Source organism: Microbacterium yannicii PS01 (assembly GCF_000304335.1).
Taxonomy (GTDB): Bacteria; Actinomycetota; Actinomycetes; order Actinomycetales; family Microbacteriaceae; genus Microbacterium; species Microbacterium yannicii_A.
Genome location: NZ_CAJF01000037.1, coordinates 1 through 16,555, shown reverse-complemented (window position 1 = coordinate 16,555; position 16,555 = coordinate 1). Strand labels below are relative to the sequence as shown.

Below are 16,555 nucleotides of genomic sequence, written 5' to 3'. Positions count from 1 at the left end.
GTCGACCGTGCGAAACGGTCGGCCCGCGGGATCAGAGCGGGCGGATGTTCTCGGCCTGCAGACCCTTGGGGCCCTGGGCCACGTCGAACTCGACGCGCTGGTTCTCTTCGAGGGAGCGGTACCCGGAGGACTCGATCGCGCTGTAGTGCGCGAACACGTCCGCGCCGCCATCGTCAGGAGCGATGAAGCCGAATCCCTTCTCCGAGTTGAACCACTTGACGGTGCCTTGCGTGCTCATTACGTGCCGTTCTTCGTGAGATCCCGCCGCGATCTGCGGCGATTGCCTCCAACGTAGTGAAGCCCCGCGACGCGCGGCGAGACCCCCGAGAGATCAGTGACACAAATGTTGCAGACGGGATGCCGCGACCCATCGCCCGCCCGGGCTGAGCGGTGCTCGAAGCCCGGGCGTCGACGGATCCCCCCGGATGATCCGCGCCGAAGCGCGGACAACCACATCGTACCGATATATCGGCCTTGACATACCCCCTTGCCGCCGAAATCTGCGGCGTACACTGGGTCCACTCATGACCGCACCCCTCGCCCCCCTCGTCCCGCGGGGCGCCGTCCTCGGCGACGAGGTCTACGCGCGCCTCGGTGAAGCCATCCTCGACGGTCGTCTCGCCCCAGGCGACCGACTTCGAGACCAGGAACTCGCGGAATGGCTCGGCGTCTCGCGCACGCCCGTCCGCGAGGCGCTCCAACGACTGGAGCGGGTCGGCCTGGTCGAGGTGTCGCCCAATCGCTACACGCGGGTGTCGCTGCCGAACCAGAAGACCGAGGTCGACACGTTCGAACTGGTGGCGTACAACATGGGCGTCGCCGTCCACATGGCGGCGACCCGGTGCAGCGACGAGGTCCTCGCGCAGACCCTGGGGCGGCTCGACGCGGTGATCGACGCGTCGCGAGTCGACGACCCCGCGCGCCTGGCTGTGGAGAGCCACCAGTTCTTCCGCGAGGTCACGCGAGCCAGCGGCAACATCGCGCTCATCCAGTTCATCCGCGAGTACGAGATCGCCATCCGCCGCAACCTCGCCGGCTGGCAGCCCTTCATCGCCTGCCCCGTGAGCCGGACCGCGGCCTACGAGCGGTTCCGGGATGCTTTCGCCGCCCGCGACGGTGCCCGCGCCGAGGACGTGCTGCGCGAGATCCACGGCTTCGCCTGACGGCTCCTTCTCGCCCGCGAAGCGGGTGAGTAGCGTGGACACGTGACCCACATCGAGCTGCGCGCGCTGGAAGACGACGATCTCGACGCCATCTTCGAGATGATGCGCGACCGCGACGCGATCGCGATGGCCGCGTTCACCGCGCAGGACCCCGACGACCGCGAGGCCTTCGACGCCTGGATCGAACGGCAGCGGCGCTCGGACGACGTGCTGACCCTCGTGGTCACCGAGAACGGCGGCTTCGCCGGGACGGCGGCGGCGTTCACGGTCGACGGCGACCGCGAGGTGAGCTTCTGGATCGCCGAGCATGCTCGGGGCCGCGGCGTCGCGACGGCCGCACTTCGGCTGCTGGTCTCGCGTGAGCCGGCGCGGCCGCTCTTCGCCCGCGTCGCTGCGCACAACGCCGGATCCATCGCGGTACTCGAGCGCAACGGCTTCACCGAGGTCTCGCGGAACGTCGATTTCGCCCCCGGCCTCGGACGCGAGACCGAGGAGATCGTCTTCACCCTCACGCCGACGCTCGACGGGATCTGAGCGGCGCTCGGTCCAGGTCGGGTCGAAGCAGGCGAGATGTCTGCCCATGCCGCCGAATCGACGAAGTTGTTCACCTTAGCCATCGCCTGATCGCAGTTCATCGGGATGCGTCCCCGTAAACACGCGCCGAACATGTCTTTACAACTGGCGGGTCGCCTTGAAGCGCGCCTCGCCCCCTCCGAAGACTGACAGCGCGCCGGTAGCCCGCCGGTCGCAGCGCGAACCAGCTACGGAGCACGCCTTGCCTCGAAAGTCCCCGTCCCCCCAGCCCGAGTCCGGCGCCTTCACGACCGGCCGCCGCGGCTTCCTCATCGGAGGCGCGGCCGCGGCCGCCGCAGCCGTCGTCCTGCCCGGCGGCCGGGCCGTCGCTCAGACGTCGATCCGCGCGGCGGTGCTCGAGTACCGCGACCCGTGGACGAATGCCACCGGTCTGGCGGAGCTGCTGCGGCGGGTAGGCGTCACGGTCGTCGACCTCGACCCCACCAAGCCCGCTACCGAGCAGGGCGTGGATCTCATCGCGTTCGGCACGTTCACGAACAACGCCCCTGTCTATGGGTCGTTCATCGCTGCGCACGCCGAGTCGCTCCGTGCGTTCGCAGCGGCCGGCGGCGTCGTCCTCGACATGGCGCAGTCCGACCAGTTCCACTCGACGGTGTCGTACCTGCCCGCGCCGCTTAGCGCGTCGCGCAACGATGCCGACTACGACACGATCTATCCGATCGACCTCGGTCACCCGCTCGTGTCCCACCTGCGCGTCATCGACGGCAAGGTGTTCACGGGTCGCTCGACGCAGATCCGTGTCAGCTGGGAGTCGCTGCTCGACTGGCGCCGCATGCGCGTGCTCCTCGCCTGCAACGGCGCGGGCCGCCCGCCCGCACTGCTCGAGGGTGCGCACGGCCGCGGTCGCTTTCTGCTCACCAGCCTCACGATCGACAAGTGCTACAACGGGTCGGGCGCGCCCATCCAGCCTGCCGGCGCCATCGCCGACAGCGAGATGTTCTTCACAGCCCTCGCGTCGTACGTGCAGAGCGTGATCGCAGGCACCGCTCCTGCGGTCGTTCCGACGCTGCAGCCCATCGCCGGTCCGCTCGTCGGCGACACCGGCGCCACCCACTCCCGCATCGTCTTCCGTCCCGGTGAGGATCTGCTCGATCGCGCCGAGTGGGTCTGCACATACACGCGCGGAAAGGGAGAGGCAGGTGTCGTCGCGGCGACGGTCTCCGCAGCGAACGACAGCACCGTGCTGTTCGATCTGACCGATCTCAAGCCCGACACCGCCTACGCCTACTCCATCGCCCCCACGGGCGACCCGATCCCCGGCCTGGCGATCGCCGGCTCGTTCCGGACGTCGACCCCGGGGAACAAGCCCGCGAAGGTCGTCATGGGCCTCGGCTCCTGCGTCTGGACGGAGACGAACCACATCTGGGACCGCATCCGCGAGGAAGGGTGCGAGGCCTTCGTGATGCTGGGCGACACCCCGTACATCGACAGCACGAACCTCGTCACGGCCCGATCCAAGCAGCGCGGCTTCCTCCAGGTTCCGCAAGTCAGCGCCGTCACCAGCTCGATGCCGATCTGGGCCACATGGGACGACCACGACTTCGGTGGCAATGACGTGCACGGCGACCTCGCGGGCAAGCGCAACAACCGCACCGCATTCGTCGACTATCGCGCGAACGCCACGTTCGGCCACGACCTCGCCGGCGAGCAGCTCACCGTTCGCACCGCGGCCGGCGAGGGCATCTACACATCGTTCCGTCGCGGCCCCGTGGAGTTCTTCCTCCTGGATCCCCGCTGGTTCAGCCGCACCGAGCCCAGCTGGGCCGACGCCGCCAAGACGACCGCGATCGGTCGAGTGCAGTGGGAGTGGCTCCAGCAGAAGCTGCTCGAGAGCAAAGCGCCGTTCAAGTGCCTCGCCACAGGGATGGTCTGGGACGACAAGCAGAACGGCGAGTCCGACGACTGGGGCACGTACGCGCACGAGCGAGACATGATCCTGGACTTCATCAAGGAGAACCGCATCGGCGGCGCATTCCTGCTCGGCGGCGATATCCATGTCTCGCGTGCGCTGAACTACGGCCACCGCACCGGATACGAGCAGTTCTGGCAGTTCATCGTCAGCCCGATGCACAGCTCAGTGATCCCCAGCCTCAATGTCCCGCACCCCGCGCTCGTGCACAGCGCAGTCGAGCCGCACGTGTTCGTCCGGCTCGAGGTCGACTCGACCGTCAAGCCCGCCACACTCACCGCGACGTGGATCAACCGCGACGGCGAGCGCATCTTCGAGGTCGCGACCGACAGTGATCAGCTCGCGCCTCAGGACGCGTGGGTCGCGTTCGAAGGATCCGCCGAGGTCGTTCCGGGCGAGGCATCCGTCATCACCACATCGTTCACGAACAACTCGACGAAGCCGATCCGCAGTGCGCAGGTGAAGCTCGACCTGCCGGCCGGATGGATAAGCGAGGCGACCACAGCCGCCTCGTTCGAGAACATCGCCCACGGCGAGACTGTGACGACCTCGTGGGCGGTGACATCGCCGGCGAACGCCTCGCAGGGCGCCGCCGAGCTCACCGTGAGCGCCACATACAAGCCACGGCGATCCGACGGCGCAGTCTCAGCCGTCGGTGCGGTCACGGTGCTGCCCGCCGGCGTCATCCCGCGTTCGCGGCTGTCGATCGCCGGCGTCAGCAGTGAGGAGACGGGATCGGATGCCGCAGCCAACACCATCGATGGAAACCCCGCGACCTTCTGGCACACCCGCTGGTCTTCGCAAGCACCCTCTTACCCGCACTGGATCGCACTCGACCTCAGCGGCGAGCACATCGTTGAGGGACTGACGTACCTGCCCAGGCAGTCGAGTGCCAACGGGCGCATGAAGGACTACGAGGTCTACGTCTCGAACGACAACTCCACGTGGGGTTCGCCTGTCGCAACCGGCGCTTTCGCGAACGGCACGGTCGCCACGGCGGTTCGCTTCGCTGCCGTTCCTGCCCGTTACGTCAAGCTCGTCGGCCTGACGAGCCAGGCCGGTACAGCGTGGGGTGGCGCAGCCGAACTCACCATCCACGGCAGACGCTGACCATGGCGCGGACAGAGAGGAGCGCTCCCGGGTCGCTCATGGCGCGCTGCGTTCTCGAGGGCCGACGACCATCTCGCGATGCCGCTGCCATCGCTGGACGCTCAGTAGTCGACGTGAGCGTCCTTCACGATGTCGAGCTCCGTGTCGTCGGCGGCCCAGGCAGCGAGCGCGGCGTCGAGCTGACGTCGCAGCCACTGCGCGTCCAGCGACTCGGGAGCAAGCCTGTCCAGCTGTGCGAGGCGCTCGTCGACGGTCCCGGTCAGATCCGGCGGCGAGGCGTTGACTGCAGTGCTCATGCGTGCCCTTTCCCCATGGCGCGAGACCGATCCGTCGCGAGACCCGGTGAGGGTTCACACCCATCGATCCCTGGTGTGACCATATGCCCCGCGACTCGGATCGGCCAGCCCTAAGCGGGCCATCAAGAACGGCACTGCTGCTGCTTTGGTGGTGGCCATCGGCCTCATCAACCCCGACATGGGTGGGGTGGCTGCCGTCGCGGTGGCTGTCGCGAACGAGTACATCGCCGGAAACGGGTTCTGCCCGAACGGTGACGAGCTGTGGATCTACTTCTCGGAATGCGCTACCGGGCCGAACTACCCCCAGGTAGTCTGCCGACCGGTCTCGTACTCCGGAGGTGGATGAGCAATGACTGAAAAGCACCGTAACCGTCTGCTGTTCGTTGCCGGTCTCGCGGTCTTAGGTCTTGGGATCGCGGTGGGCCCTGTCTTCGTGAACGAAGGGTTCTGGGTGGGCCTCGGCTTGTTCACGCTGTCCGCCATCGCCCCCGCTGTGGTGCTCGGCATCGTTGCCTACATCTGGCACGGCAATGACAAGGAGACGCTGGGATCATCCGTCGCCCCGCAGTCCCTGCCACGTCAGTAGCTGGGGCGCAGCGACGACCGCCGGACGCCCGGTATGGCGGCTGAGAACGTGATTGGTCGACGCTACTCTCCGTGCCAGGAAGACGCCCGACTGGGGCAGCGCGTGCAGTAGTCACGGGCGTGCGTCGAGGCGTCCGAGAGGTTGCGGAGGCGGCCGAGCTCACGCCGACGTCCAGCGCCCGGTTCGGGTGGGCGACGCCATCGTTCGTCGAGCCCATCGCTGCCTCCGGACAGCTCCGGCGGCGCGATGAGAGTTGTGGGCGGTGGGCGGGCTTGCCCGGGGGGTCAGGACCGCCGCTCCGCAAGTCCGGATAGGGCGCGGTAAGGGGCCGGTTGAGCCGATGATGCGAAACAGATCCATTCGGTGGGGTTCGGTCTGGGCGCCCGTGCCCATGCCCATGCCGCGTGAGCGCCCTATGCGCGCGTCACGATGTCCACCACCGAGAAGACGAACTGCGGCAGCGCCAGTGCGACTGCGAGGACGAGTAGGCCGCGGCCGAGGACGACACCGTCCGGGGAGACGCGCGCCGCCGCCACGGCGGGAAGCGCCCGGGGAAAGACAGCGGCGCCCACAGCGCCCAGCGCGAGGACCACGCCCAACGGGACGTACAGCACCGCGAGAAGGAATGGCGCAGCGGTGGCGGCCACGTTCCGTTTCGTCATCATGGGAAGGCTCCTACTCAGTCTCCCGGCGAAGGTCGCGACGAAGGTGCCCTGCAACACGGCGAGCACGGTGAACAAGAGCAGGGCGAGCCAGTCAGGGCTGAGGACAAGGAAGTCGATGTTGTCCGCACGGATGGGGTCGATCGTGGTGCCGGCGACCACGAGCATGATCCCGGCGAGCACCGGTCCCGCGGCTGCCGCGCGCGGAATCCAGTGCGCGATGAGCAGGTACAACGCCGTGGACAACATTCCCGCCGGCAACCCTCCGAAGAGGAGGAATGTGAGCGTGCCCTCCAGCGTGATGTCCCCGACGATGGCGCGAGCCTCAGTGAATCTGCCTGTGGCGTTCGGCGAGGTGAGGGCGAGAAGCCTCATGGCGAGCCTCCCGCCGGCGCCGGTCACAAGCACCCCGGACCCGGTCCCGACGATGGTGAGCATGCCCGCCCACCATGCGTAGTAGCGGAGCCCGGCGGCTCGCGTCTGCGCGTCCGGCCCCGGTGGTTCGACGAACGATTCCCGCCTCCAGACAGCGGTCAGCACAAGCGCGACCGCAAGCAGTGCGGCGCAGACCACGACCACGAGCATCCCGACACCTTCGTCCCGACGCCTGTTCCCTGACGCCGACGATACTCGCGCCCCCGTGAAGCCAACCAGTGTCCCCGCATCACGCATATCGAACTCAGGACGACCTAGGCCACTGTTCGTGTGCGTGAGCTGGTGGGACCATGAGGTCATGGCCGGTGCGCCGGTGGTGCCCACTGCGGAGGACTTTCGCGCCTGCATGGCTCAGACGCCACGCACAGTGGCGACGAACGCGGGCCCCGTCGAGTACGCCGAACGCGGCGACGGCAGGCCAGTTCTCGCCGTGCACGGCACGCTGGGCGGTTGGGACCAAGGACTCGTCGGCGCGGAGTTCCTTCGGGTCAACGGCTACCGGATCATCGCCCCGAGCAGACCCGGCTACCTGGGCACGCCGCTGTCCACCGGACACTCCTTCTCGGAGCAGGGCGACGCGCTGGCAGCCCTCCTGGATGCGCTTCACATTCACCGCATCATCGTCTTCGCAGCGTCGGGAGGTGGACCGGCCGCTTACGAGCTCGCCAGCCGGCATCCCGACCGCGTCTCCGCCCTCGTGCAGGTCGACAGCGTGTGCATCCCTGGGAAGACACCTGGCCGGCTCGCGCAGGTGGCGGTCACAGATCTCACCGCGAAGATGCAGCTCTGGCTGCTCCGCTACGCAACCCGGCAGACGCTTGCGATGCTGCTGCGCGGAGCCGGCACATACAGCAAGAACGAGGCGAAGGAGCGGGGCGAGAAGCTGGCGGCGATTCCAGGGCGCGCCGCGCTGCTGGAGGCGACTCTCCAGGCCTCGCTCGGCTCGGCGAAACGGCGTCCGGGGATGAAGAACGATTTCACCGTTTTCACCCCGGCGAATCTCGCCCACATCAGCTGCCCGACGCTGGTGATGCATGGTTCCCGGGACAAGATCGTGCCGCCAGCCAACGCCGAGTACGCCGCCCAGCACATACCCGGCGCCGAGATTCACTGGATGGACGGGTCGCATGTGGCCATCGCGTTGGAAGCCGCGGACACGGCACAACCGTTCATCGTGAACTGGCTCCGCGACCACCGCTAGACCGCGTCGAACGCTCTGTCCCGCGGCGCCGCAGCCATCACCACGACAGCTTCCAGCCCGAGCGCGACGAGGCTGCCGTGGGGGTAGTAGCCGAACGTTACCATACCCAGAATCAGGAACAGCAGCGTCAGGCCGAGAAGCGTCTTCGTACCGCTTCCCCACCGGTTCCCTGCCGTGAACGCCGCGAGGAGACCGCTCAGACCGATGGCCAGAAGCACGTAGCCCTCCGCGCCCCAAAGGAAGTGAAGCGGTGCGTCGGTCCGCGTGTTGATGTAGCTCACGACGGTGAGCGGTGCGCCGGTCACGATGAGCCAGCCCATGACCTTCCCGCCCCAACCGGCACGGCGGAGATCCGGCAGGAACGCCAGGCCGATGGCCAAGAAGGACAGGCCCGCGAGCGCGCCGAACACGATGTACGGATCGCCCGCCCATTCGGCGGCCGCCGCGTATGCCGGGATGTCGAGGATGTCGTCGAACCATAGCCACGACCCGGGGTTCCAGACGGTCAGCGGGAGAGGCACGGTGGCCAGCGCCCAGGCGGCGCCAAGCGCGGCGAGTGCGATCCGCCAGGGCCTGGACCGGTCGGTGAGTGAGTGTCGCCCGTTGACGCCCATGCGCCAATTGCACCACTCCGGCTGATCTCGGCGCCACCGCGACCGGCTCGCGTCCTACCAAACGGCCACGATGTGGCGCGTGCCACCTCGCCGGCGGTCTGGACAGCACACGGTCGCGGGTGAATACTGCCCGCATGAGCCGGAGGCCGGGGGCCATCCGCACGCCAGATCAGAGGCTGCGCGTGTTCGTCAGCTCGAGTTTGCGGGAGCTGGTGCCCGAGCGGCGCGCGCTCCGTGAGGCGATTGAGCGGCTGGCGATGGCGCCGGTGATGTTCGAACTGGGCGCACGACCGCACCCGCCACGGTCGCTGTACCGGGCATACCTGGACCAGTCCGACATCTTCATCGGCGTCTACTGGAACTCCTATGGGTGGCTGGCCCCCGGTGAAGCGGTCTCGGGCCTCGAGGACGAGTACAACCTCGCTCCGGACATTCCGAAGCTCATCTACCTCAAGGCCAGCGAGAACCGAGAGGAGCGGCTGGAACGACTCCTCGACAAGATCCGCGACGACGACACCGTCTCCTACGTCACCTTCGCTGACGAGGAAGAGCTTCGTGCTCTGGTAACCGCGGACCTTGCCACCCTCCTTGCCGAGCACTTCGACGACGCCCGGCAAGCACCACAGGCATCGGAGGAGACCGCGTCCGAGGCTCGGACGAGCGTGGGCTCGCCGCCGGCACCGCTCAACCGTCTCATCGGGCGCGAGCGCGAACTGAAACGATGCGTCGAGCTACTGGTCACGAAGCATCATCGCGCGGTGACGTTGGTCGGCCCGGGAGGGATCGGAAAGACCCGCCTCGCGCTATCGGTGGCCCAGGAAGTCAGCTCTACGTATCCGGACGGGGTCGTCTTCGTCGACCTGGCACCGGTTCGAGACCCGGACGTTGTCGTCGGCAGTATCGCCGCCGCGATGGGTGTACGCGACCGGGGTGGGCTTCCGCTGTCGGAGAGGGTGATGGAGGCGCTGGGGCAGCGGAAGATTCTCCTCGCGCTCGACAACGTCGAGCAGGTGGTGGCGGCCGTGCCGAAGTTACGCTCGCTCCTCGAACACACCGCGGTCGCATTGCTGGCGACCAGCCGCGTCCCGCTTCGGTTGCAGGCGGAGCAGCTGGTGACCGTCCCGCCGCTGACCGTTGCCGCGGCGGTCGAGATGTTCGCTGAGCGGGCGCGAGCGGTGAAGCCGGACTTCGAGCTCTCAGAATCCAACGAGGCCGACGTCGCCGAGGTGGTGTCCGCCCTGGATTGCGTTCCGCTTGCGGTCGAGTTGGCCGGCGCGCGCGTACGCGTACTGCCGCCGGCCGAGATGGCGAAGCGAGTGGACCACGCGTTGCCGTTGCTTGTCGGCGGCGGCCGGGACCACCCGGACCGTCAGCAGACGATGCGCGCAACCATCCAGTGGAGCGCCGACATGCTCTCCCCTCCGGAACGCGAACTGCTCCTGCGCCTTGGCGTATACCGAAGCTCGTTTGCGCTCGACGCGGTCGAATGGACGTGCAACGGCCTGGCGGAGGGTTCGGCCTTGGATCTCCTAGACGGGCTCCTCGACAGCAGCCTGGTGCGTGAGGAGGAGGGTGCAACCGTACCTTCCTTCACGATGCTGGCAACCGTTCGCGAATACGCACGCGAAGAGCTCCAGCACACGGGACGACTCGGCCCTGCGGAGCAGCGGCACGCGGACTTCTACCTCGAGCTGGCGCGGAGAGCAGAGCCCGAGCTGGTCACCTTCGGGCAGGCCAAGTGGATCGGCCGCCTGAATGACGAGTTTGAAGACCTTCGCGCGGCCGTGGAGTTCTTCCAACGCACCGAGCAGGGCGACGCGGTCGCTGGCATCGTGTGGCCGCTGTACTGGTACTGGTGGGTGTCCGGGCACATGGAAATCCGCGCATGGATGGCCACCGTCCACGACGCGGACTACGAGGTGAGCGAGCGGACCCGCCACATCGCCGAGTTCTACCGCACCGTCGGCGGAATGTGGATCACTCCCGACCCTGCCGTCATCCCAGAAATCCTCGCACTGTTGGACTACTTCGTCGCCGAGGGCGACACGTTCGCCGAGATGTTTATTCGGATGTCGATGGCACTTCTGCACCTGCAGCAGACGCCGCCGCAGACCGAGAAAGCGGACGCCAACCTGGCGCGCGCGCAGGTAATTGCAGAGCAGCGACGAAGCCCGTTTCTGGTGTCGATGGCTCTGTTGTTGAGGGGACAAGTTGCGATGGCTCGGGGCGACTGGGCCGGCGCCGCGACTCTCTACGAAAAGAGCCTGCAGATCGTGCGGGACAGCGGCGACATCTTCAGCCAATCGGCTGCACTTTACGGGCTCGCCTGGGTGCAGCTCGCGCTGGGTGACCTCCAAGCAGCCCGCAGACTGTTGATTCAGCATCTGGAGATCTCTGTGGCGATGGGGCACGAAGAAGGCCTCGCCCTAGGGCTAGAGGGCATGTTCGCGGTGGCTGCTACGGCTGGCGACATCGTGCCGGCCGGGAGGTTCCTCGGCGCGGCTCAAGATATCCGAGCCCGCCGCGGAATCACAGGCCCGACGGTGCTCTCCAACCACCAGCGGATACTCGCGGGGGTGCTGGAGTCGCCGGCAGCCGCCGCCTTTCAGGTCGCGCTCAAAGCCGGGACCGAGGCCGACCGTGCCGACGTGCTGGCGGAGGCACTGGCGCTGCAACACATCGGCGTCGAGCCTGCCAAGTAGGGTCATCGCATGACCAGAGACGGCGCCCGCGACAGTCGGTGGTATTCGGCAATCGCGTGGACGAGCGCGGGATTCGTGACCGCGACCGCGGCGCTGTGCCTCATGTTCGGCGTGATGATGATTGGTCTCGGCGCCACCGACTACGACCGTACCGAGGGCGTCATCGGGTACATCCTGGGCGGGCTCGCCGTTGTCGTGTGGTTGGTGCTGGTGTTCGTCTGCGGCAGTATGCTCGCGGAGCGCCTGGACCGGCCACGGATGGCGGTCCTCACGGAGTGGTCAGCGTGGCCTGGTGCGCGCTGGCGGTCGCCGCGGCCTTCGGGCGCTGGCTCGACGGGACCCCGCTCTTCACCATCTGGCCGCCGGGCCTCGGCGCGTTGTGGGGCGTTGTGGGGGCGTTGCCGCCGTCTCGCTCATGTCGCTCGGCACGATCCCGATCGGGTTCGCATTGCTCATCGCCAGCGTCATCCTCCGAGTGGTGCGGGCAACCACGTCCAGGCAGCAGGTCGCATTGCCGGAGGTCGTGTAGCGGCGCTCTACATCACGGTGGACCAGACGATGTCGGTGACGCAGAGACCGTCGCTGGTGTCCCGCCAGAACACATCGCCAGGAAACGAGACGCCGGTCACGGCGTCACGCCCGATGAGCTCGAGGTTGATGTGCCAGGACGGGTCCAGCGCTGCTTGCTCGCGGAAGTAGTCGCCGCTGTACTGCTCCGGCTCCCCCGCGGACAGGCCCTCCCAGTCGGCGCGCGTTCCGAAGTTGGCGACAGTGTCCTCGCACGCGATGTCGTCGTAATCGCCGGCTTGCCCGGCAGTGATGAGGTGCTCGGTCGTCGCGATGACGTGCGCACCCTCCGCGCCCCAGATGATCCGGTCACACCCGGTGAGCAGCGGCGCCGTGGCCGCGGTCACGGTGAGGGCGGCGACTGCGCGACGAATCAGCATCATCTGCACCCTACTTCCGTCCGTTCGGGACGAGTGGCGCGTTGTGGCGCTCGCGGTGGTCATGCCGAGCGTCATGCGCTGACCCGCTTCACCGAGCCGCGCCACCCCACCAGCTGGTCATCGCTCAGGAATCGCTCAAGGTCAACCCAAGAGCACCACGTTCACCAGTCCGCCGCCTCTACGTTCGAAGTGGTGCGCACTCTGTGCGAGGGGGGCCTTCGGAGCGGAACATGCTCATCAAGAAGTCCGCGCCGTGCGCCCACTGGGGTGTGATGTCGCTGCTTCGCAGAATCACTGTCGAGCAATCGCGCTCCCGTACTCAATCGGCACTCAGCGCCGTGTTCCACCACTGAAAGAGATTCACATGTCAGACCCGCAGCAGCCCACGTCCTTCCCGCCGCAGCCCGCTCCCTACCAACAGCAGCCGCAGCAGCCCGCCGCAGACCAGCCACAGCCGACCGCCGGTACGCTCGTGCAGGGGAAGCCCGCCCGCAACGTCCTCGGCATCGTCGCCCTCGCTGTCGCAGCAGTCGGCTTCATCTTCGCGTGCGTCCCCGGCGCACTTATCCTCGGATGGATCCTGCTTCCCATCGGCTTCATCCTCGGCCTGGTCGCCGTCTTCCTCAAAGGCAAGGCGAAGTGGTCGGCAGTAACCGCGATCATCGTCTCCGCCGTGGGCACCATCATCGGTGTGATCGTGTTCTTCGCCGTGGTCGCGACCTCGTTCAACGACGCCTTCGGCGGCACGTCCGCGGAGGTCAGCACCCAGAACGACACCTCGGTCGTCGAGGAGAGCGACGAGCCCGCAGCTGAGGAGGAACTCACCGCCGCGGTCGGCACTCGGGAGAACCCCGCTCCCCTCGGCTCGACCATCGAAGGTGCCGAGTGGACGGTCGTCATCAATTCTGTGACTCAGAACGCGCAGGACCAGATCATCGCCGAGAACCAGTTCAACGAGGCGCCCGATGCTGGCCACGAGTACATCCTCGTCAACTACACGGCCACGTACACCGGCACGAACGCGGACGGCGACATCCCCGCTATCGTCGGCGTCGAGTACGTCACCGCGGGAGGCGTCACCGTCAACAGCTACGACAAGCTCGTTGTCCCGCCGGGGCAGATTGACAGCACCAGCACGCTGTACAGCGGAGCCGCCGCCACCGGCAACGTCTCGTTCCACGTCCCGACCCCCGCTGACGGGGTAGTCGCGGTGCGGCCGGGTCTGGTCGCCGATAAGGTCTTCGTCGCAATCCAGTAAGCAGCGATAGCAGCGCAGGGGCCGGAGAGCTTGGGCTCGCCGGCCTTTGTCGTTTCGACCCGGAGGAGGCGAGTTCGGTCGTCGCCCGTCGACGATGTCCATCGGCACGGCGGCGGCAACTCTAGGTCGATTACAGCGACAACCCGATACCTCACATGTAGCGCAGACCGCGCCCGAACCGAATGTGAACCGAATTGGCCCACGAGGCTATTCGTGTTGTGCCGCGACCTGAAATCGGGCTTCGGCGGCGATAGCGGGTCCGTGAACGACGAAACCGGCAGGAGATCTGCTCTCCTACCGGTTTCGCTTCAAATGAACGAGCACTCGGCCGTACAAACAAGCACGGCCCGCTGTGCGCGAGGGGGGAGTTGAACCCCCACGCCCTTTCGGGCACTGGCACCTGAAGCCAGCGCGTCTGCCTATTCCGCCACTCGCGCGAGCCACGGCATCCGAAGATCCCGCGAAACTCAACTTCCCGAGGATATCACGCGTCTCCGGCGGAGCCGAACTCTCACCCAGCGAGAGAGTTGTATCAACCTTGTTGATATTTTCAGGATTGCCCGCCACGCTTCCACACAGGCCGGTCACTCGACCGGGTTCGACAACAACGACGTTGGATGAGGAAGCACGCATGCCACACCCACTCAGAATGACTCGTGTCGTCATCGCCGCGGCGGCCGCCGTCGCGCTGTGCACGACCGCTGCACCAGCCTTTGCCGCCGAGGAGGCAGATCAGGTCGTCGAGGGCCAGCTGGCCGACTCGACGGCCTACCGGTTCGTCGTTCCCACCGACTGGAACGGGACGGTCTTCGTGAATCTGGACTTCGCCGGCGGCAGTCCCTCCCAAGCGCAGCAGGAGCTGATCGACCGCGGCTACGCCTACGGGGGCACGACGAGGAACGTCACCGGATGGCGTCTGAGTGACGCGGTCGAGAATCAGATCGAAGCGCTCGACGCCTTCACCGCCGCGGTCGGAGAGCCAGAACGGACGATCGCAATGGGCAACTCGATGGGCGGCATGATCGCCGCCACGACCGGGGAGCTCCACCCCGATCGCATCGACGGCGTGCTCGCCGGGTGCGGCGGCCTGTCGGGAACCGTCTCGCAGTGGAACCAGAAGCTCGACACCGTCTACGTTCTGGCGCGCCTGCTCGATCCCGAGGGCACACTTCCGGTCGAAGATGTTCCCGCCGACATCGAGAGCGCGCGCGGCGCATGGCTGGCGCGTCTGGCGGAGGCGCAGCAGGCCCCGGAAGGACGCGCCCGTATCGCCCTCGCCGCCGCCATCGGCCAGCTTCCCGCGTGGTCGCAGAGCATCGCCGATCCCGACCGCCGCGATGTGGAGAGCTATCAGGCCGCCTGGTACGGCGCTCTGGCGGGCGATCCGCTGCCCTACATCGGCCAGGCGATGAGCAGCCGCCACACCAGCACGGTCGTCTTCGGCGGGATGCCGTCGTGGAACACCGGCATCGACTACGTCGAACAGCTGCGCAAGGCATCCGCCGAATCGCGTCATGTCGTCGCCGACCTCTACAAGGCGGCCGGCCTGTCGCTCGACGAGGATCTCGCGACCGTCAATGCCGGGGAGCGCGTCGAAGCCGACCCTGCCGCCGTCGAGCGGTTCGCCGCCTCGTACGAGTTCACCGGCGAAATCTCTGTGCCGACCGTGACGCTCAACAACGTCGGCGACCAGATCTCGACGGTGGCCCAGCAGCAGGAGTACGAGGAGAGGGTCCGCCGGGCGGGCAACGCGTCGCTGCTGCGTCAGACGTACGTCGCGTCTGCCGGACACTGCAACTTCACCGCCGCCGAGACGCTCGCCGCCACTGAGCTGCTGTTGGACCGTCTCGACACGGGCCACTGGCGCAGCGCCGTCGCCTCGCAGCTCAACCGCGCTGCCGAAGAGCTCGACATGGGAGACGCCCGGTTCATCATGTACCAGCCCGACCGGTTCAACCGATGAGCTGACGTGAAAGGTGCCCGGCCCGCGCACGGCGGGCCGGGCATCGTCGCGTGTGCGCGAAGCGCGCCTCGGAACCGCATCGGACAGGCCGTGTCACCGCGGGTCCACGACCGCACAGGCTGTGCAATTAGCATGTACCAACCGGCACCCCCCGTCCGAGGAGCCCCGTGGGACTACTTGACAGCTTCGAGAAAGGTCTCGAACGCGCTGTGAACAGCGCGTTCGCCAAGACCTTCCGCAGCGGCATCCAGCCTGTCGAGATCGCTTCAGCCCTGCGCAGCGAGCTCGACAAGAAGGCCGCTGTGGTCAGTCGCGACCGCATTCTCGCCCCTAACAGCTTCGCCGTGCGCCTGTCGCCGGCCGACGATGACCGGATGTCGGCCCTGGGCGGCGCACTGGTGAACGAGCTGGACACCCTCGTCCACAAGCACGCCAAGGCGCAGGGGTACTCCTTCGCCGGTCCTGTCTCGATCGAGCTGCGTCGCGACGAGCAGGTGTCGACGGGCACGCTCAGCGTCGAATCGTCGACCGCTGAAGGCGGTCGCGTCTCGTGGCGCGGCGTCGTCGACGTCGAGGGCCGCCGGATCCCGCTGACCAAGGCACGCACCGTGATCGGTCGGGGAAGCGACGCCGACATCACCGTCGCCGACGCGGGCACCAGCCGCCGGCACGTCGAGATCCTCTGGGACGGCGAGCGCGCGATGGTGCGAGACATGAACTCCACGAACGGCACGCTGCTCGAGGGCCGCAAGGTCACCGAGGCGGCACTGCCGCCGGACGCCACCGTCCGGATCGGCCGAACCGACATCGTGTTCCGCGTCGTCGCACAGGCGGCGCCTCCCAAGCCGCCCATGCCCGCCGACGAGGCGACCCGCATGTTCGAACGCCCCGATGCCTTCGATGTTCGAGACAGGGGCCCGCTGGCATGAGCGAACTGACCCTTCTGCTGCTGCGCATCGGCTTCCTGGTGCTGCTGTGGGCCTTCGTGTTCGCCGTCGTCTACTCGCTGCGCGCCGATCTGTTCGGCGTGAAGGTGCGACGGATGCCGGAGCCCGCAGCCGCCGCGGCGCCCGGGGCCACCCCGCCGCTGCCGCCGGCTCGGCTGCCGCGGCCAC

The 16,555-nt window shown here is 67.5% G+C and carries 15 protein-coding genes, 1 tRNA gene and 1 pseudogene; 11 read left to right on the top strand and 6 right to left on the bottom strand.

Going from position 1 to position 16,555, the window contains the following annotated elements; translation table 11 throughout:
• Positions 1 to 31 precede the first annotated feature (31 nt).
• The gene (locus WYM_RS16675; RefSeq protein WP_019181985.1) at positions 32 to 238 is read right to left on the bottom strand and encodes a cold-shock protein; all 207 of its coding nucleotides are present in this window, start codon (positions 236 to 238) and stop codon (positions 32 to 34) included.
• A 286-nt stretch (positions 239 to 524) separates the two neighbouring features.
• Here WYM_RS16675 and WYM_RS22430 point away from each other — a divergent pair, with 286 nt between their 5' ends.
• The 3 genes from WYM_RS22430 to WYM_RS16660 all read left to right on the top strand — a co-directional run bounded on the left by WYM_RS22430 (position 525) and on the right by WYM_RS16660 (position 4,776).
• Entirely contained in the window at positions 525 to 1,163 is a 639-nt protein-coding gene (locus WYM_RS22430) for a GntR family transcriptional regulator (RefSeq protein WP_019181984.1), read from the top strand.
• Positions 1,164 to 1,205: 42 nt separating this feature from the next.
• Positions 1,206 to 1,697 carry a GNAT family N-acetyltransferase gene (locus WYM_RS16665; protein WP_019181983.1) on the top strand — a complete coding sequence of 164 codons (492 nt, stop codon included), beginning with the start codon at positions 1,206 to 1,208 and terminating at the stop codon, positions 1,695 to 1,697.
• 241 nt (positions 1,698 to 1,938) lie between these two features.
• Entirely contained in the window at positions 1,939 to 4,776 is a 2,838-nt protein-coding gene (locus WYM_RS16660) for a discoidin domain-containing protein (RefSeq protein WP_019181982.1), read from the top strand.
• 101 nt (positions 4,777 to 4,877) lie between these two features.
• Here WYM_RS16660 and WYM_RS16655 read toward each other — a convergent pair whose 3' ends face one another.
• Positions 4,878 to 5,072: a hypothetical protein gene (locus WYM_RS16655; protein ID WP_019181981.1), complete on the bottom strand. Its 195-nt coding sequence runs from the start codon at positions 5,070 to 5,072 to the stop codon at positions 4,878 to 4,880.
• A 151-nt stretch (positions 5,073 to 5,223) separates the two neighbouring features.
• Between WYM_RS16655 and WYM_RS16650 the strand changes: the two genes are divergently transcribed.
• A complete protein-coding gene (locus WYM_RS16650; protein ID WP_157525297.1) occupies positions 5,224 to 5,418 on the top strand; it encodes a hypothetical protein in 195 nt (64 codons plus the stop codon).
• Between the two features lie 3 nt (positions 5,419 to 5,421).
• Positions 5,422 to 5,658 (top strand): hypothetical protein, encoded by a 237-nt coding sequence (locus WYM_RS21855; protein ID WP_157525295.1) that lies wholly within the window; start codon positions 5,422 to 5,424, stop codon positions 5,656 to 5,658.
• Positions 5,659 to 6,071: 413 nt separating this feature from the next.
• Here WYM_RS21855 and WYM_RS16640 read toward each other — a convergent pair whose 3' ends face one another.
• Positions 6,072 to 7,079: a hypothetical protein gene (locus tag WYM_RS16640; protein ID WP_157525293.1), complete on the bottom strand. Its 1,008-nt coding sequence runs from the start codon at positions 7,077 to 7,079 to the stop codon at positions 6,072 to 6,074.
• Between the two features lie 22 nt (positions 7,080 to 7,101).
• On the opposite strand from WYM_RS16640, the gene WYM_RS16635 reads away from it, so the two are divergent.
• Positions 7,102 to 7,956 carry an alpha/beta fold hydrolase gene (locus tag WYM_RS16635; RefSeq protein WP_051008165.1) on the top strand — a complete coding sequence of 285 codons (855 nt, stop codon included), beginning with the start codon at positions 7,102 to 7,104 and terminating at the stop codon, positions 7,954 to 7,956.
• On the opposite strand, the gene WYM_RS16630 is transcribed toward WYM_RS16635, so the two are convergent.
• Positions 7,953 to 8,570, bottom strand: a complete 618-nt coding sequence (locus tag WYM_RS16630) for a hypothetical protein (RefSeq protein WP_019181976.1) — start codon at positions 8,568 to 8,570, stop codon at positions 7,953 to 7,955. The two genes, WYM_RS16635 and WYM_RS16630, sit on opposite strands and share 4 nt — an antisense overlap.
• A gap of 134 nt (positions 8,571 to 8,704) precedes the next feature.
• Here WYM_RS16630 and WYM_RS21245 point away from each other — a divergent pair, with 134 nt between their 5' ends.
• On the top strand, positions 8,705 to 11,272 hold the full coding sequence (locus WYM_RS21245; protein ID WP_019181975.1) for a DUF4062 domain-containing protein: 2,568 nt from the start codon (positions 8,705 to 8,707) through the stop codon (positions 11,270 to 11,272).
• A gap of 536 nt (positions 11,273 to 11,808) precedes the next feature.
• Here the strand turns inward: WYM_RS21245 and WYM_RS16615 are convergent.
• Positions 11,809 to 12,219 carry a hypothetical protein gene (locus tag WYM_RS16615; RefSeq protein WP_157525291.1) on the bottom strand — a complete coding sequence of 137 codons (411 nt, stop codon included), beginning with the start codon at positions 12,217 to 12,219 and terminating at the stop codon, positions 11,809 to 11,811.
• A 364-nt stretch (positions 12,220 to 12,583) separates the two neighbouring features.
• Here WYM_RS16615 and WYM_RS16610 point away from each other — a divergent pair, with 364 nt between their 5' ends.
• Positions 12,584 to 13,477, top strand: coding sequence for a DUF308 domain-containing protein (locus tag WYM_RS16610; RefSeq protein WP_019181972.1), 894 nt, complete (start codon positions 12,584 to 12,586; stop codon positions 13,475 to 13,477).
• Between the two features lie 353 nt (positions 13,478 to 13,830).
• On the opposite strand, the gene WYM_RS16605 is transcribed toward WYM_RS16610, so the two are convergent.
• A tRNA-Leu gene (locus tag WYM_RS16605) sits at positions 13,831 to 13,914 on the bottom strand.
• A gap of 212 nt (positions 13,915 to 14,126) precedes the next feature.
• Here WYM_RS16605 and WYM_RS16600 point away from each other — a divergent pair.
• From WYM_RS16600 to WYM_RS16590, 3 genes and pseudogenes are all read left to right on the top strand, one after another.
• Positions 14,127 to 15,440 carry an alpha/beta fold hydrolase gene (locus tag WYM_RS16600; protein ID WP_019181971.1) on the top strand — a complete coding sequence of 438 codons (1,314 nt, stop codon included), beginning with the start codon at positions 14,127 to 14,129 and terminating at the stop codon, positions 15,438 to 15,440.
• Between the two features lie 167 nt (positions 15,441 to 15,607).
• Complete coding sequence (locus WYM_RS16595; RefSeq protein ID WP_026059885.1) at positions 15,608 to 16,369, top strand: FhaA domain-containing protein; 762 nt, start codon at positions 15,608 to 15,610, stop codon at positions 16,367 to 16,369.
• A pseudogene (locus WYM_RS16590) lies at positions 16,366 to 16,555 on the top strand (FHA domain-containing protein FhaB/FipA); the annotation flags it as partial. The gene WYM_RS16595 and the pseudogene WYM_RS16590, both read left to right, overlap by 4 nt.

What these genes read in the sequence shown, in the direction of transcription:
- WYM_RS16615 (WP_157525291.1), bottom strand. Translation starts at nt 12,219, where the DNA reads ATGCTGATTCGTCGCGCAGTCGCCGCCCTCACCGTGACCGCGGCCACG.
- WYM_RS22430 (WP_019181984.1), top strand. Translation starts at nt 525, where the DNA reads ATGACCGCACCCCTCGCCCCCCTCGTCCCGCGGGGCGCCGTCCTCGGC.
- WYM_RS16635 (WP_051008165.1), top strand. Translation starts at nt 7,102, where the DNA reads ATGGCTCAGACGCCACGCACAGTGGCGACGAACGCGGGCCCCGTCGAG.
- WYM_RS16610 (WP_019181972.1), top strand. Translation starts at nt 12,584, where the DNA reads ATGTCAGACCCGCAGCAGCCCACGTCCTTCCCGCCGCAGCCCGCTCCC.
- WYM_RS16655 (WP_019181981.1), bottom strand. Translation starts at nt 5,072, where the DNA reads ATGAGCACTGCAGTCAACGCCTCGCCGCCGGATCTGACCGGGACCGTC.
- WYM_RS16630 (WP_019181976.1), bottom strand. Translation starts at nt 8,570, where the DNA reads ATGGGCGTCAACGGGCGACACTCACTCACCGACCGGTCCAGGCCCTGG.
- WYM_RS21245 (WP_019181975.1), top strand. Translation starts at nt 8,705, where the DNA reads ATGAGCCGGAGGCCGGGGGCCATCCGCACGCCAGATCAGAGGCTGCGC.
- WYM_RS21855 (WP_157525295.1), top strand. Translation starts at nt 5,422, where the DNA reads ATGACTGAAAAGCACCGTAACCGTCTGCTGTTCGTTGCCGGTCTCGCG.
- WYM_RS16675 (WP_019181985.1), bottom strand. Translation starts at nt 238, where the DNA reads ATGAGCACGCAAGGCACCGTCAAGTGGTTCAACTCGGAGAAGGGATTC.
- WYM_RS16600 (WP_019181971.1), top strand. Translation starts at nt 14,127, where the DNA reads ATGACTCGTGTCGTCATCGCCGCGGCGGCCGCCGTCGCGCTGTGCACG.